Raw genomic sequence first — 14647 nt, forward strand, 5'->3', positions numbered from 1 at the left:
CAGAGTAGTCCGACTAACCGCAAGGAGAATTGTTTTTACCCGAGAAGCTAGTGCTGTAGGCAACAGTTGGTTCTAATAGGGGCCATGGGGGAATTTGAGAGAGTGTGTGTTCATTTGGCAGGCCATGACTACCTGACCGGTAGGGCGCTCCATGAGCTGCTGGACCTATCGGGTCTTATCCAGGTCACCGGTGAAAGCGCAACAGGTCAACAGGCGCTTCAACAGGTGAAGGACGAGCAACCCGACGTCGTCATTCTCAATGCGGACATCGCCGGCAACGGCATGGCCGAAATGATCGAGGGACTCCTCACCGTCGACGAGAACATGAAAATCGTGATTCTGGCCAGTGATTCATCTCCAGAAGTTATGGACGCCGCTTACAGGACCGGAGCCCAGGGCTACTTCCTCCGCGGAGCGATACTGGAGGACCTGGCGGCGGCGCTACGCATCATCCACCGAGGAGGATCGATCCACCCGACTTTCCCAGCGTCCCGGGACACGGGACGGTACTCGTCCGAGGCGGATGAAGCGATCAGGTCCCGCTTCAAGTCCTTCACCGGCCGGGACCTGCAAATCATCCGAGGAGTCGCCGAGGGGCTCACTAATACCGAAATCGCAGGGCCGCTGCACCTCAGCGAAGCGACCGTAAAGGCCCGAATCAGCAGAATCAAAAGACATCTCGGCGTCACCAACAGGGTGCAGATAGCCGTCCAAGGCGCTCAAGCAGGAATAACTGCGTCTCCGCCGGAGAACTGAACACCCCCGGCGGTCGTCCTGACCACGCGTAACCGGGAGACAGACCGTCATCCGGAGCACCGGAAATTCCAGGCACGGTTACCGAGACGACGCGTGTCCAACCCCTTGGGAGCTCCCGTCAAAATACGTTGCGTGTCGACTACGCTTCTGACCGGGGCGCACTTCCGCGCCCCTAGCGAGCAGCTCAGCTCGAAGACGTGTACCGGCCCGGGTTGCTGAAGCGCGAAGAGCCGGCGGTGGTGACGTAGGCTCCACGGCTGGATGGCGCCATGGACGACTCTGTGGTGACGTAGGCCCCCTCGCTATCTGCTGTGGTGGCTCCGCGGCTGATGTAACTGCCGCCGAGGGGCGCAAGAGGCCGTGGCTGGTTCCGGCGGGCCGGTGCTTCGCGGGAGATGGTTGGTGTGCGATCGAGAAGGGTCATGATGGCTCCTTGGTGGTGTCCGGCTTGCACTCGGACGGTTGTCGGCTGACGGGTATGAGCGTGTGCTGTGCCGGCATTCGGGCAGCACGCAGCACGGAGTGACGGTCGTGATACTCACCGGAATCGGTAGCGCTCAGGTGATGGGTACAGCCACTGTTTCGACCCGGCACTGCTGACAGAGGCCGTTGAAGGTGACTTCTGCCGCGAGAACGGTGAATCCGCCACTGTCTGACGGAGTCAGGCAGGGCGCTTGTCCGATCACGCAGTCGACGTCCTTGACCGCCCCGCACTGCATGCACAGCAGGTGGTGATGGTTGTCCCCCACTCTGCACTCGAAGAGCGCCGCCGAGCCCGGCGGATCGAAACGCCGTACGAGCCCTGCCCCTGTGAAGGCAGCGAGGATTCCGTAGACGGCCTGGGTGGACGAACCGCTGAGGGCGTCCTGCACCTTCGCGGAGATTTGCTCCGCGCTCGAATGTGGGTTCTGCCGCAGCACTTCCAGCACTGCGACACGAGGCGCGGTGACCTTCAACCCTGAGTCACGGATCGACTGCCGGAGCAGATCCGCATCAGGTGGAGAGTCGGTGGTGAACGCCATGGCCCAAGTCTATCGGTTGTTTTGATTTAGTCAAAACAACCGATCAGGCTCAGAGGCGGGTGGCGGAGCACACGAGGTCCCATGCGTCGGAACTCCGCTGCGCGGGTGGCCGCCGATCCGACGATGTCAGAGGACGCCGGTACCCTGAACAAATGGCAGCAAAGAGCTCTACGGCAACGCGCGCAGGCCGGAACAACACTCCCGGGTACCGCTGTGCCGAGTGCGGGTGGACAACGGCGAAATGGGTGGGCCGCTGCGGCGAGTGCCAGGCGTGGGGAACGGTCGAGGAGACCGGCCAGCCGGTCGCGCGGACGACGGCGGCGGCCACCGTCCTGCGGCCCGCGCAGCGCATCGCCGACGTGGATGCGACCACTGCCGCCTTCCAGCCCACACGGATCGACGAGCTCGACCGCGTGCTCGGCGGCGGGTTGGTGCCGGGCGCGGTCATCCTCCTCGCGGGCGAACCGGGTGTCGGGAAGTCGACCCTTCTGCTCGATGTCGCTGCGCGAGTGGCAAACCTCGGAAAAGATGTCCTGTACGTCACGGGAGAGGAATCGGCTGCGCAGGTCAAACTGCGTGCCGAACGGATTAACGCAGTTGCGGACACGCTCTACCTGAGCGCCGAGACTGACCTGGGCCAGGCCCTCGGCCAGGTCGAGAAGCTCAACCCGTCCCTCCTGGTCGTCGACTCGATCCAGACCCTCAGCAGCTCGGCCGTCGACGGCACCGCGGGTGGGGTGACCCAGGTACGCGAGGTAGCGGCGTCGATCATCAATGTGGCGAAGTCGAAGAATATGACCACGATCCTGGTGGGCCATGTGACCAAGGACGGCTCCATCGCCGGGCCGCGGCTCCTCGAGCACCTCGTGGACGTGGTGTGCCAGTTCGAGGGCGAGCGGCATTCCCGGCTGCGTCTGCTCCGCGCGGTGAAGAACCGCTACGGCCCCACCGATGACGTGGGCTGTTTCGACCTGACCGATGCCGGAGTTGAAGGACTCGCCGACCCCAGTGGCCTGTTCGTGTCCAGGACCAAGGACCCGGTATCGGGAACGTGCATCACGGTCACCCTTGAGGGCCGGCGCCCGCTGCTCGCCGAAGTGCAGGCGCTGCTCGCCGAATCAGCGACGTCCCAGCCCCGGCGCGCGACGAGCGGACTCGACAGTGCGCGGGTCGCCATGTTGCTGGCGGTCCTTCAGCGCCGGGCATCGATGGGCCTGCACAAGGATGACAGCTACGTCGCCACCGTCGGCGGCGTCAAACTGGGGGAACCCGCCACCGACCTCGCCGTCGCCCTCGCGATTGCGTCAGCCAAAACGGACCAGCCCCTGCCCTCCCAGCTCATCGCCTTCGGGGAAGTGGGGCTGGCCGGCGAAGTGCGTCCGGTGCCCGGGATTGCACGGCGCATCCAGGAAGCGGAGCGGCTCGGCTTCACCCATGCCGTGGTACCGGCGTCGCCCAATGGACCCGGGCCCGTCCCGAAAGGGTTCACGGTACGGGAAGTATCCACCCTGACCGAGGCGCTGACCCTGCTCTTCTAGTCGTCGCTTCGAACCGATATCAGGGATCTGCCGCCAGACCACTAGTATTAGGTTCGGCTGTGCGAAAAAACATGCAGCCGCTGCCTGCCTGGCGCCTCCGATCTGAGGCCGTCCGAACGTGTGGGCCGGCAGCGTGAAATTTGAAAGGATTGGGCCATGGTTCGCAGTCCGGAGGACTCGCTGAAGGCCACCCTCGCTCGTGTAGCACCCGGCACCGCCCTCCGGGACGGGCTCGAAAGAATCCTGCGGGGTAGGACGGGTGCACTGATCGTCCTCGGCTTCGACCGCACCGTGGATGCGATCTGTTCCGGCGGCTTCGACATCGGTATCGATTTCTCGCCGACCCGACTCCGGGAACTCGCGAAAATGGACGGCGCAATCGTCTGCGACAAGGACGCGAGCAACATCCTGCGCGCCGCCGTCCAGCTCGTTCCCGACCACACCATCGAAACCCAGGAATCCGGCACCCGCCACCGCACAGCGGAGCGCGTTGCCATCCAGACCGGCCTCCCGGTCATCTCGGTGAGCCAGTCCATGCAGATCATCGCCCTCTACATCAGCGGGCTCCGGCACGTCCTCGAAGGATCGGAGCCCGTGCTGGCCCGCGCCAACCAGGCACTGGCCACGCTCGAACGCTACCGTGCGCGCCTCGACCAGGTGACCAACTCCCTGTCCGCGCTCGAGATCGAGGCGATGGTCACGGTCCGCGACGTCGCGGTGACGCTCCAGCGCCAGGAAATGGTCCGGCGGATCTCCGAGGAGATCTCGCAGTATGTCCTCGAACTGGGCATCGACGGGCGCCTGCTGTCCCTCCAGGTCGAAGAGCTGACCACAGGGCTCGGACCGGGAAGCGAGATGGTGCTACGGGACTACATGGACCTCGGCAACAACCAGGCGCCGGTAGAGGAGCGGGTGGCCACCCTGCAGAATTTCAGCTCGACGGAACTGATCGACCTCGGAACCATTGCGAGTGTCCTCGGCTTCAATCCCTCCACGGACTCGCTCGAAGCAGTCATCCAGCCGAAGGGTTACCGCCTGCTTTCCGGCATCAAGGCGGTGCCCCCCGCAGTGGCCAACCGGCTGGTGGATCACTTCGACGGCCTTCAGAACCTCATGGCCGCCAATATCGAGGACCTCATGGCCGTCGACGGCATCGGAGAGCAGCGCGCCCGGACGGTCCGTGAGGGCCTCTCACGGATCGCGGAGACCAGCCTGCTCGATCGGTTCATGTAGGCCCCGCACCAGGCCTAACCGTCGAGCATGAACGACGTCGTCCCGCTGGTGAGGCCTCCCAGGCGCGTGGTCAGGACAAAGGTTCCACCTTCAGGAACAGGTTCCACCGAGGCGCACCCGGGAGTAGTGCGCGTGCGCGCCCACTCGAGCGTCGCTACCTCCTCCGCCCCGGGCTCCAGGACCCGCTCGAGATCCTGCGGTGCCTGCTGGCAATCGGTCGACGAGAAGATCCGGTCAGCCGGGTCGGCAACGACGAACTCCATCTGCGAGGTGCCGACGTTGACGGCGCACGCCGTCTCACTTTCATTGCGCACGACCAGGCTCAGGACCGGTTCCTGCCCCGGAGGGTAGGCCGGTGCATCGGTTCTCGCCTCGACTGCGATCTCGGCGGGATCGCATTCCGGCTCTGACGCCTCATCGGCCGCAGTAGGCTCCGGTTCGGAAGCCGAGGGTGGAGGCTCCGCTGAGGCCCCGTCGGCAGCCGACGGGGCGGCAGGAGGAGCGGCCGTCGTCGCCACAGCCCCAGCCGCCGCGGGGTCGCCGTCGTTCGCGGAGAAGAGGCCGATCACCATGACGACGCCGGCAACGAGCAGCGCGACGATCAACAGTGCCAGGACGGCTGCGGCAAGGCGTCGACGACGACGATAGACTGCCGGGCTTGGGCGCCTCGGGGACACTCCGTGACTTCCGGCACTACCCGGTCCGTGAACTGGTTCCATTCTTCAAGGCTAGGGAGCGGGGCACCGATTGCTGACGCCACCACGCCGGTCGATAGAGTATTGCTCACCATGAATTCCCCGATCCACTCCATGCCTGCCCCGCGCCCCGCCACCGAGCCAGGAGTGGAAGACCTCCATGCAACGATTTCGGAGTGGTTCGCGGCTTCCGCGAGGGAGCTGCCGTGGCGGAGTGCCGAACGCACGCCGTGGGGGGTATTCGTCAGCGAAATCATGCTGCAGCAGACTCCTGTGGTGCGCGTACTTCCGGTGTGGGAGGAGTGGCTCGCTCGGTGGCCGACGCCGTCGGACCTTGCCGGCGAGCCGGCGGGGGAGGCTGTCCGCCACTGGGGCCGGCTCGGGTATCCCCGCCGGGCGCTCCGCCTGCACGCGGCAGCGAGCGCGATGGTGGACCGTCACGAGGGCGCCGTCCCCGCGGATTACGACACGCTCCTCACCCTGCCGGGCGTCGGGAGCTACACCGCCGCCGCCGTCGCCGCTTTCGCCTTCGGTGCGCGCGAAACGGTTGTCGACACCAACATCCGCCGGGTCCATGCACGCCTGCTGGGCGGCAAGGCACTGCCCGCACCGGCCCTGACGGCAGCCGAGATGCGGCGGGCCTCCCTCCTCCTTCCCGACGACGACGCCCTCTCCGTGCGCTGGAACGCCGGTGTCATGGAGCTCGGTGCCATGGTGTGCACGGCGCGCTCGCCGCGCTGTGAAGCATGTCCCGTCCTCGAATCCTGTGCGTGGGTCGCCGCCGGTCGGCCGGAGCCGGACTACATTCCCAAAGGACAGGCCTGGGCCGGGACCGACCGGCAGGTGCGCGGCGCCATCCTGGCCGTCCTGCGCGAAGCCGAGGGCTGCGTCGGGCCGGAGCTGCTGCTGAATGCACCCGTGGATCTGGCGCACCCTCCGGGAAACCGCAGCATCACCGCCCTCGACGGCCTGCACCGCCTGCGCGCTCCGGCTGAGCAGCTCGAGCGCTCCCTTGCCGGCCTGCTGGCAGACGGTCTGGCCGAGGAAACCGGTGAGGGAATCCGCCTGCCGCAGTGAATCCGGATCGGAGGCTAGGCAGGTTCCCCGAATCCTGACACCACTGCCGCTTCGATCAGGTCGATGGCCGCCTGTGCGTCCGGGCCGGACGCTTCGGCCGTGACCTCCCTGCCCTGCCCCAGGCCGAGGCTCATGAGCAGCATCACCGATTTCGCGTCCACTCCGTTGATGGTGATTTCCGCCTCGAGGTCCAGGAGGCCGGACGCCAGGAACGCGGCGGGCCGGGCATGGAGCCCCATCTGGTTGGGAAGGGTCCATGAGCCGCCGACCGTCGGTGCGCCCGAAGTGTCCGCCGGGGACCGCCGCGAACCCGGCGCGGCGGCTTCGTGCGTGACGAACGGCTCCAGCCCCTCCGGGTCGATCGAGACTACCGCCCCCTCCGCGGCCCTCACCACTTCCTGGAGCGCGGCGCCGCCCTGCGCCTGGACGGCCGCAGCGACGGCGCCCTCGACCAGGGCGGCCTGCGCCAGGCGCACCATTCCCCGCTGCTCCGGGTCGAGGAATTCCAACGCCATCTCCGCGGTCATGACGGCAGAACCGAGGTCGGTGAGGATCACGACGCCGCTGCCGCTGTCCGCGCTCCCGATCCCCCGCTGGACCTTCTCGAAGCTCGTACCGATCCGCGCCGCACCCGCTCCACCGTCGGTGCCGCCCGCTGCGACCAGGACGACGTCGGGCGCCATCTGGGCGGCCAGCTCGCACACTCCCTCGGCGATCTTCTCGCTGTGGGACACGATCACGAGCCCCACGTTCGCTGCTGCACCGACGGACCCGCCGCTCATAGATTCACGCTGCCTGCCGCCACTGCCGCCGCCTGGAGGATCATCGCTGTCGACACTGCCCCCGGGTCACGGTGGTTGGCGCTCCGCTCGCCCAGATAGCTCGCGCGGCCCTTCCTCGCGATCAGCGGCTCGGTAGCAACCGCTCCCGCGTGCGCTGCGTTGGCCGCAGCGGACAGGACCTCTTCGGCACTCGCTCCGGCGTCCGCCGCAGTGCGGGCGGACTCGACAGCCGGGGTCCACGCATCGACCATCGTCTTGTCCCCCACTTCGGCTTTCCCCCGGGCCACGACGCCGTCCCGCGCGGCTTCGAGCATCATCGCCGCCTCATCGGGGCCCACCTCGACGGCGTCCCCCAGCGCCTTCGCCGCCCGCAGGAAGGCCGTCCCGTACAACGGTCCGGCAGCTCCCCCGACCGTCGACATCAGCGTCATCGCCGCATTCTTCAGCACTTCGCCGGGGGTGGCCGGGTCCGGACCGGCGTCGAGCTTGGCCACCACCGCGCTGAACCCGCGGTCGAGGTTCTCGCCGTGGTCGGCGTCCCCGATGGCGCGGTCGAGATCGATGAGCAGGGCGCGGTTCTCGGCAACGACGTCGGCGGCTCCGCGAAGCCAGGCAACTGCCCATTGCGTGGATAACGTCACCGCTAGACCCCCCAGCGCAAGGCTGCGGTATGGACCGGCGAGTCCCACAGCTCCACCAGTTCGTCATCGAGCCGCAGGACCGACAACGAGGCGCCCTGCATCTCCAGCGCGGTGATGTAGTTGCCGACGAGCGACCGCTCGACCTGCACGCCCTGCGCCTCGAGCAGTTGAACGGCCTTGCGGAAGACGATGTAGAGCTCACTTGCCGGGGTTCCGCCCATGCCGTTGACCATGATCAGGACGCGGTCGCCCGCCGTGAGCGCGAGGTCGGCGGTGATCGGTTCGAGCAGGCGCACTGTGATGCCGTCGGCGTCCTCCATGGCGATGCGGTGCCGCCCGGGTTCACCATGGATGCCGATACCGATCTCGATCTCGTCCTCCGCGAGGTCGAAGCTCGGCACACCGGCGTGCGGCACGGTGCAGGCCGCCAGTGCCACACCCATCGACCTCACATTGTCTGCAACCCGCTGGGCGACGGCGGTGACGGACTCCAGGTCATCGCCGCGCTCGGCCGCGGCTCCCGCGATCCGCTCGACGAAGACGGTGCCTCCCACTCCCCGCCGGCCTGCCGTGTACAGCGAATCCTCCACGGCGACGTCGTCGTTCACCAGCACGGAACGGACCGCCACGCCCTCCTCGTCCGCCAGTTCGGCGGCGGTCTCGAAATTGAGGACGTCACCTGTGTAGTTCTTGACGATATGGAGCACTCCTGCGCCGCCGTCGACGGCGATGGTGGCAGGGAGGATCTGGTCGGGCGTAGGAGAAGTGAACATGGCCCCGGGAACAGCCGCATCGAGCATTCCGCGCCCTACGTATCCGGCATGCAGCGGCTCATGGCCGCTTCCACCGCCCGAGACCAGGCCCACCTTGCCGCTGACCGGGGCGTCCTTCCGGGTGATGAAGAGTGGGTCGGGATGGACGGTCACGAGGTCGGCATGCGCACGCCCGAACCCCTCGACGGATTCGGCGACCACTGCCCGGGGGTTGTTGATGAGCTTCTTCACGACGGCACGCTCCTATGGCTGCGAACAGGAAAGACCTGCGGATCCGCCTCGGACCGCACCGGCCAAGCCAAACGATACCCTCGGCTTTCCCGCATTCCTAGGGCGTACGGCTTCCGAAGGCGTGCGACGGCGGCTGCAGTGCCACGCCGTTAACGCGCCTGCGGGAGGCGCCCGGTGATGGGCGCCTCCCGCAGGTTCACTTCTCGAATTCCTTGCAGTCGAAGCAGGTGCTACTTGTCCTTCTTGAAAGCATCCTTGATGTTCTCGCCTGCATCCTTGAGGCTGGATTTGGCCTGGTCTCCGTGACCCTCGGCTTCCATGCTCTCGTTGCCGGTGGCCTTGCCGAAGCCTTCCTTGGCCTTGCCGCCGAGGTCCTGGCTCTTGTTTCCGATCTTGTCATCCAAACCCATAAGTGGATCCTTTCGCTCGGTGTACGGACTCCGGTTCCGGCAGTCCAACCGCATCGCTGGGATGCTAAGCAGTCTTACTATATCCAGATTCCGGCCGCCTTTTCCACCCCCTGACGGTGATCTCCCTCAGCCGGGAACCTGCGCCGCCTGCTACAGGTGCCGGATCATTCGCGTATTCCCGAGCGTATTCGGCTTCACGCGGGCGAGGTCGAGGAACTCCGCCACGCCCTCGTCATGCGAGCGGAGGAGCTCCGAGTAGATCTGGGGATCCACGGCAGACTGGTCCGCCATGACCTCGAATCCGTGCCGGGCGAAGAACTGCACCTCGAATGTCAGGCAGAATACGCGCTTCACCCCGTAGTTCCTGGCGTCCTCGATGAGCTGCTCGAGGATCGCCCGCCCGATGCCCCGCCCGGAGTCCGCCGTGGCGAGCGTGCGCACCTCGGCAAGGTCCTCCCACATGATGTGCAGGGCACCGCACCCGAGCACTGCGCCGTCCTCCCCCTCGGCGATCCGGAATTCCTGGAGCCCTTCGTAGTAGGCGACGGTTTCCTTCGCCATGAGGATGCGCTGATCCGCCAGCGGCGCCACCAGCGCCTTGATGGCAGGGACATCGGACGTCCGGGCACGGCGCAGGCTGTAGTCGGGGCTCATTCGCCCAAGTCTACAAAGCCCGGCGTGCCTACAGTCCCAGCTCGGGCGGGAGTTCCTTCTCCTCGCCGAGAACATGCCGGGCAAGGAACGCTTCGACGACGCCGTACCAGACCTTCGTGTGCTGGGGTTTGAGGATCCAGTGGTTCTCATCAGGGAAATAGAGGAACCGGTGGACGGTGGTGCCGTCGTCGTTCGCCGGAAGCTTCGATGCGGACAACAGTTCGTACCACAGCCGAAGGCCCTCGCCGATGGGAACCCGGTAGTCCTTGTCGCCGTGGATGACGAGCATCGGCGTGTTGATATTACCGACGGAGTGGTGCGGCGAGTTGTCCCGCAGCATGTCCGGAGTCATCTCCTGCTTCCAGTAATAGGCCGTGTCGGTGGTGGGGCCGAACTGGTCGAGCGCCCACAGACTTGCGTGGGTGACGATCGCCGTGAAGCGGTCGGTGTGGCCTGCTACCCAGTTCGCCATGTACCCACCGAAGGAACCGCCCATTGCAGCGACGCGGCTCTCGTCGATGTCGGCCCGCTGCACCAGCGCGTCAGTGGCAGCCATGAGGTCCGTGTAGGGCGCTCCACCCCACTGGCCCCAGCCGCGGTCGATCATGTGCTGCCCGTAGCCTGTGGACAGGGCCGGATCGGGAAGGAGCACTGCGTAGCCCTTCGCCGCGAGCAACCACGGTGACCAGCGCCAGGTCCATGCGTTCCAGGAGCCGAGCGGCCCGCCGTGGATCCACAGCAGTGCCGGAACCGGAGACGCGTCCGAGGCGTCCTGCGGCAGGACCAGCCACGACTTCACCGGCTGGCCGTCCTCCCCGACGGTTTCCACGCGCTCGAGGGTTCCGGGGACTTCAGGCCGTTCCACGGGGCCGCGCAGCCGCGTGGTTTCCCCGGTTCCGAGGTCGATCCGAACGGGCTCGGCCGGGTAGAGGTAGGAGCTGCGCAGTCCGTAGGCGGTGGTGCCGTCGGGGCTGACCGAGATATCGGAGTACGCGGCAGCATCGGTCGTGATCCGGCGGACCGCACCGGTGGTGGTGTCGATGGCGAAGACCGGCGCAGCGCCGTCGTCGTCGGCTGTCACGAGAATGCCGGAGCCGTCCGGGAGCCAGGCCGCGGGAGCGGGCCAGCGATCCCAGTCCTTCGCCAGCGGGATGAGGTCCCCGCCCTGGACCGGCAGGAGGGCCAGCCACGTCCGGGGGGAGGTGTCGGCCGAGGTGCGCCGGTTGCAGATCACGACGACGGTCCTGCCGTCCGGGCTCACGGGACCCGGGGCCGCATCGAAGCCGGCCTCGTTCACCAGCACGGTCCGCTCACCGGTAGCGACGTCGATACGCGCAAGCGCGCTGCGCTGGGAGCCGAGGGCCTCCGGCAGGCGGAGGGCGGTGAACAGCATCGCTCCGTCGGGGCTCACCTCCGGGTGGGAGTCGCGGAGCCCGGCACCGATGCCTTCGGCGAGCGGAACCAGAGGTTCATCCTCCGCGTCCGCCTCCAGCCGGAAATAACGCGGCTCACCAGGGCCGAGGTCGGCGTCCCAGTACCGGACCGGGTAGCCGGAGTGGAGGATCGCGGCAACGCCGGTGTCCTTGCGGGCAGTGCGACGCTCGGCATCCTCCGCCTCACCGGAGGCGCCGGCGAGGACGTCGGCAACAACGACGGCGGTGTCGGCGTGCGCGGCCGTGGCGACGGAGCTGATTCCGCCCGGCCGCGAGTGGAGCAGTTCCGCCTCTCCGCCACGCGCCGCCAGCCGCCACAGCGAGGCCTGCTTCCCGGCGTCATCGGCCCCGTTGCCGGGGTCGGGCCGGGCGGACGTGAACAGCAGGTCGCCCGTGGCAAGGAATGCGGCCCCGGATTCACCTTCGGCGCTGTGTGTCAGGCGGTGTGCGGGCCGCTCTCCCGAGGGGTCCACGTCCCAGAGGGCGGTGGCGTAGCCCGTGCGCTTCGGATTGAGGGTGGCCACCGAGGTGACAAGGCGGCTCCCGTCGGAGTTCATCGTGAGCCCGCTCAACCTCGGGAGGGCAACGAAGTTCTCGAGGTCATGGAACGGCGTGGCCTCGTCCGGAGAGCCATGGCCATCGGTGGTGTGCGAATCGTCAAGGTTCATCCGCAATACGTATCACCGCAAGTGCCGAAACCGGGCGGGGTTCACTGAGGGAGTAATCTCGTTGCCCCGAGCACCAATGCCGGGGGTTACGCAAAGAATCCCGCCACGGTGGCCCGGAGCGGGATTCTTCGATAGTGCCGGCGCTCAGAAAACGACTACTCGGGAACCGTCGCTTCGATGGCCGCCGGGCCGTCCTCCAGCTCCTTGGGGGCTCCATGTCCCACAAAGGTGAACACGGCGTCGGTCCCTTCGCCTTCGACGTCCACGTCCACACGCTCACCGGACTTCAGGTCGCCGAACAGGATCTTTTCGGACAGCTGATCCTCGATTTCCCGCTGCATGGTGCGGCGCAGCGGCCGCGCGCCCATCGACGGGTCGTAGCCGCGGGTGGCGAGGAGTACCTTTGCGGCGGGCGTCAGCTCGATGGTCATTCCCTTGTCGGCCATCCGCTTGCTGAGCCGCTCGAGGAACAGGTCGACGATCTCGACGATCTCGTCCTGGGTGAGCTGCGGGAACACCACCGTGTCATCGACGCGGTTGAGGAACTCGGGCCGGAAATGCTGCTTCAGCTCTTCCTGAACCTTCGCCTTCATCCGGTTGTAACTCGTGTTGGTGTCCGTGCCCGACTGGAATCCGGTCATCACACCCTTGGAGATGTCGCGTGTTCCAAGGTTGGTGGTCATGATGATGACCGTGTTCTTGAAGTCGACCATGCGGCCCTGGCTGTCCGTCAGGCGGCCGTCCTCGAGAATCTGCAGGAGGGAGTTGAAGAGATCGGCATGGGCCTTCTCCACCTCGTCGAACAGCACCACCGAGAACGGCTTGCGGCGGACCTTCTCGGTGAGCTGGCCACCCTCCTCATAGCCCACGTACCCCGGAGGAGCACCGAAGAGGCGTGACACCGTGTGCTTCTCGGAGTACTCGGACATGTCGAGCGTAATCAGGGCATCCTCGTCACCGAACAGGAACTCCGCGAGGGCCTTGGCGAGCTCGGTCTTACCCACACCGGTGGGACCGGCGAAGATGAACGAACCGCCCGGACGCTTCGGGTCCTTCAGGCCTGCGCGCGTGCGCCGGATGGCCTGCGAGATCGCCTTGATGGCCTGGTTCTGCCCGATGACCCGCTTGTGGAGTTCATCCTCCATGTTCAGCAGCCTCGAGGACTCGGCCTCGGTCAGCTTGAACACGGGGATGCCGGTGGAGATCGCAAGAACCTCGGCGATCAGTTCCTCGTCGACCTCGGCGATGTCGTCAAGGCCGCCGGACTTCCACCTGCGCTCCTTGTCGGAGCGCTCGTCCTGCAGTTTCTGCTCCTTGTCGCGGAGGGAGGCAGCGCCTTCGAAGTCCTGCGAATCGATCGCCGACTCCTTTTCCCTCTTGACGTCGGCGATGCGCTCGTCGATCTCCTTGAGCTCCGGCGGCGCGGTCATGCGCCGGATCCGCAGCCGGGCACCAGCCTCGTCGATCAGGTCGATCGCCTTGTCCGGCAGGAAGCGGTCGGAGATGTACCGCTCGGCGAGCGTGGCGGCCGAGGTCAGTGCGCCGTCGGTGATCGAGACACGGTGGTGTGCCTCGTAACGGTCACGCAGTCCCTTGAGGATCTCGATGGCGTGGGCCACCGACGGTTCCTGCACCTGGATGGGCTGGAAACGACGCTCGAGAGCGGCATCCTTCTCGATGTGCTTGCGGTACTCGTCGAGCGTGGTGGCTCCGATGGTCTGCAGCTCACCGCGGGCGAGCATCGGCTTCAGGATCGACGCCGCGTCGATGGCCCCTTCGGCTGCGCCTGCCCCGACGAGCGTATGGATCTCATCGATGAAGAGGATGATGTCGCCGCGCGTCCGGATCTCCTTGAGCACCTTCTTCAGGCGCTCCTCGAAGTCACCGCGGTACCGGGAGCCGGCGACGAGCGAACCGAGGTCGAGCGTGTAGAGCTGCTTGTCCTTGATCGTCTCCGGCACGTCGCCGCGGACGATCGCCTGGGCGAGCCCCTCGACGACGGCGGTCTTGCCCACGCCGGGCTCACCGATCAGCACTGGATTGTTCTTGGTGCGGCGGGAGAGCACCTGCATGACCCGCTCCATCTCCGACTCACGGCCGATGACGGGGTCGAGCTTCGATTCGCGGGCGGCCTGCGTGAGGTTGCGCCCGAACTGGTCGAGCACCACCGAACCTGCAGGGGTCCCCTCCTGCTGCTGGCCTCCTGCTACTGCGGGCTCCTTGCCCTGGTAGCCCGAGAGCAGCTGGATCACCTGCTGGCGGACCCGGTTGAGGTCCGCTCCGAGCTTCACCAGCACCTGCGCGGCAACACCTTCGCCCTCACGGATGAGGCCCAGCAGGATGTGCTCAGTGCCGATGTAGTTGTGACCGAGCTGCAGTGCCTCCCTCAGGGAGAGCTCCAGCACCTTCTTGGCCCGGGGGGTGAAGGGAATATGACCCGACGGCGCCTGCTGGCCCTGTCCGATGATTTCCTGGACCTGCTCACGCACGGCACCCAGCGAGATGCTGAGCGACTCGAGGGCCTTGGCGGCTACACCCTCGCCCTCATGGATCAACCCAAGCAGGATGTGCTCGGTGCCGATGTAATTATGGTTGAGCATGCGGGCCTCTTCCTGGGCCAGCACAACAACACGACGGGCACGATCTGTGAATCTTTCAAACATGGGGCACACTCCTAGCTAACGCGTAATTCGATGCTACGTGCAGAGAAGGAGCTTTTGGGGCGTGTTCGCCA

Annotated in this window: 14 protein-coding genes; 4 read left to right on the top strand and 10 right to left on the bottom strand. The window is 66.5% G+C overall.

Annotated elements, in window-relative coordinates; genetic code table 11:
• Window positions 1–114 precede the first annotated feature (114 nt).
• Entirely contained in the window at window positions 115–756 is a 642-nt protein-coding gene (locus IWX75_RS00315; RefSeq protein WP_196820274.1) for a LuxR C-terminal-related transcriptional regulator, read from the top strand.
• 184 nt (window positions 757–940) lie between these two features.
• On the opposite strand, the gene IWX75_RS00320 is transcribed toward IWX75_RS00315, so the two are convergent.
• Both IWX75_RS00320 and IWX75_RS00325 read right to left on the bottom strand, forming a co-directional pair.
• On the bottom strand, window positions 941–1180 hold the full coding sequence (locus IWX75_RS00320; protein WP_196820275.1) for a hypothetical protein: 240 nt from the start codon (window positions 1178–1180) through the stop codon (window positions 941–943).
• 133 nt (window positions 1181–1313) lie between these two features.
• Window positions 1314–1778 (bottom strand): Fur family transcriptional regulator, encoded by a 465-nt coding sequence (locus IWX75_RS00325; RefSeq protein WP_196820276.1) that lies wholly within the window; start codon window positions 1776–1778, stop codon window positions 1314–1316.
• 152 nt (window positions 1779–1930) lie between these two features.
• On the opposite strand from IWX75_RS00325, the gene radA reads away from it, so the two are divergent.
• Both radA and disA read left to right on the top strand, forming a co-directional pair.
• Window positions 1931–3316, top strand: coding sequence for a DNA repair protein RadA (gene radA, locus IWX75_RS00330; RefSeq protein ID WP_196820277.1), 1386 nt, complete (start codon window positions 1931–1933; stop codon window positions 3314–3316).
• Window positions 3317–3472: 156 nt separating this feature from the next.
• Window positions 3473–4549, top strand: coding sequence for a DNA integrity scanning diadenylate cyclase DisA (gene disA, locus IWX75_RS00335; protein WP_196820278.1), 1077 nt, complete (start codon window positions 3473–3475; stop codon window positions 4547–4549).
• Window positions 4550–4563: 14 nt separating this feature from the next.
• On the opposite strand, the gene IWX75_RS00340 is transcribed toward disA, so the two are convergent.
• Entirely contained in the window at window positions 4564–5268 is a 705-nt protein-coding gene (locus IWX75_RS00340; RefSeq protein ID WP_334684002.1) for a hypothetical protein, read from the bottom strand.
• Between the two features lie 90 nt (window positions 5269–5358).
• Between IWX75_RS00340 and IWX75_RS00345 the strand changes: the two genes are divergently transcribed.
• Window positions 5359–6321, top strand: coding sequence for an A/G-specific adenine glycosylase (locus IWX75_RS00345; protein WP_334684072.1), 963 nt, complete (start codon window positions 5359–5361; stop codon window positions 6319–6321).
• Window positions 6322–6335: 14 nt separating this feature from the next.
• Here IWX75_RS00345 and dhaM read toward each other — a convergent pair whose 3' ends face one another.
• From dhaM to IWX75_RS00380, 7 genes are all read right to left on the bottom strand, one after another.
• On the bottom strand, window positions 6336–7103 hold the full coding sequence (gene dhaM, locus IWX75_RS00350) for a dihydroxyacetone kinase phosphoryl donor subunit DhaM (RefSeq protein ID WP_196820281.1): 768 nt from the start codon (window positions 7101–7103) through the stop codon (window positions 6336–6338).
• On the bottom strand, window positions 7100–7744 hold the full coding sequence (dhaL, locus tag IWX75_RS00355; protein ID WP_334684003.1) for a dihydroxyacetone kinase subunit DhaL: 645 nt from the start codon (window positions 7742–7744) through the stop codon (window positions 7100–7102). Before dhaL ends, dhaM begins: the two co-directional genes overlap by 4 nt.
• A 2-nt stretch (window positions 7745–7746) precedes the next feature.
• The gene (gene dhaK, locus IWX75_RS00360; RefSeq protein WP_196820282.1) at window positions 7747–8748 is read right to left on the bottom strand and encodes a dihydroxyacetone kinase subunit DhaK; all 1002 of its coding nucleotides are present in this window, start codon (window positions 8746–8748) and stop codon (window positions 7747–7749) included.
• A 230-nt stretch (window positions 8749–8978) separates the two neighbouring features.
• Entirely contained in the window at window positions 8979–9158 is a 180-nt protein-coding gene (locus IWX75_RS00365) for a CsbD family protein (protein WP_196820283.1), read from the bottom strand.
• A 150-nt stretch (window positions 9159–9308) separates the two neighbouring features.
• Complete coding sequence (locus tag IWX75_RS00370) at window positions 9309–9812, bottom strand: amino-acid N-acetyltransferase (RefSeq protein WP_196820284.1); 504 nt, start codon at window positions 9810–9812, stop codon at window positions 9309–9311.
• A 28-nt stretch (window positions 9813–9840) separates the two neighbouring features.
• The gene (locus IWX75_RS00375) at window positions 9841–11913 is read right to left on the bottom strand and encodes an alpha/beta fold hydrolase (protein ID WP_196820285.1); all 2073 of its coding nucleotides are present in this window, start codon (window positions 11911–11913) and stop codon (window positions 9841–9843) included.
• Window positions 11914–12068: 155 nt separating this feature from the next.
• Window positions 12069–14576: an ATP-dependent Clp protease ATP-binding subunit gene (locus IWX75_RS00380; protein ID WP_026532276.1), complete on the bottom strand. Its 2508-nt coding sequence runs from the start codon at window positions 14574–14576 to the stop codon at window positions 12069–12071.
• Window positions 14577–14647: the final 71 nt, after the last annotated feature.

The organism is Arthrobacter sp. CAN_A6 (assembly GCF_015751715.1).
In the GTDB taxonomy this organism is placed as follows: Bacteria; Actinomycetota; Actinomycetes; order Actinomycetales; family Micrococcaceae; genus Arthrobacter_D.

What these genes read in the sequence shown, in the direction of transcription:
- radA (WP_196820277.1), top strand. Translation starts at nt 1,931, where the DNA reads ATGGCAGCAAAGAGCTCTACGGCAACGCGCGCAGGCCGGAACAACACT.
- disA (WP_196820278.1), top strand. Translation starts at nt 3,473, where the DNA reads ATGGTTCGCAGTCCGGAGGACTCGCTGAAGGCCACCCTCGCTCGTGTA.
- IWX75_RS00370 (WP_196820284.1), bottom strand. Translation starts at nt 9,812, where the DNA reads ATGAGCCCCGACTACAGCCTGCGCCGTGCCCGGACGTCCGATGTCCCT.
- IWX75_RS00340 (WP_334684002.1), bottom strand. Translation starts at nt 5,268, where the DNA reads ATGGAACCAGTTCACGGACCGGGTAGTGCCGGAAGTCACGGAGTGTCC.
- IWX75_RS00380 (WP_026532276.1), bottom strand. Translation starts at nt 14,576, where the DNA reads ATGTTTGAAAGATTCACAGATCGTGCCCGTCGTGTTGTTGTGCTGGCC.
- IWX75_RS00320 (WP_196820275.1), bottom strand. Translation starts at nt 1,180, where the DNA reads ATGACCCTTCTCGATCGCACACCAACCATCTCCCGCGAAGCACCGGCC.
- dhaM (WP_196820281.1), bottom strand. Translation starts at nt 7,103, where the DNA reads ATGAGCGGCGGGTCCGTCGGTGCAGCAGCGAACGTGGGGCTCGTGATC.
- IWX75_RS00325 (WP_196820276.1), bottom strand. Translation starts at nt 1,778, where the DNA reads ATGGCGTTCACCACCGACTCTCCACCTGATGCGGATCTGCTCCGGCAG.
- IWX75_RS00375 (WP_196820285.1), bottom strand. Translation starts at nt 11,913, where the DNA reads ATGAACCTTGACGATTCGCACACCACCGATGGCCATGGCTCTCCGGAC.
- IWX75_RS00365 (WP_196820283.1), bottom strand. Translation starts at nt 9,158, where the DNA reads ATGGGTTTGGATGACAAGATCGGAAACAAGAGCCAGGACCTCGGCGGC.
- IWX75_RS00345 (WP_334684072.1), top strand. Translation starts at nt 5,359, where the DNA reads ATGCCTGCCCCGCGCCCCGCCACCGAGCCAGGAGTGGAAGACCTCCAT.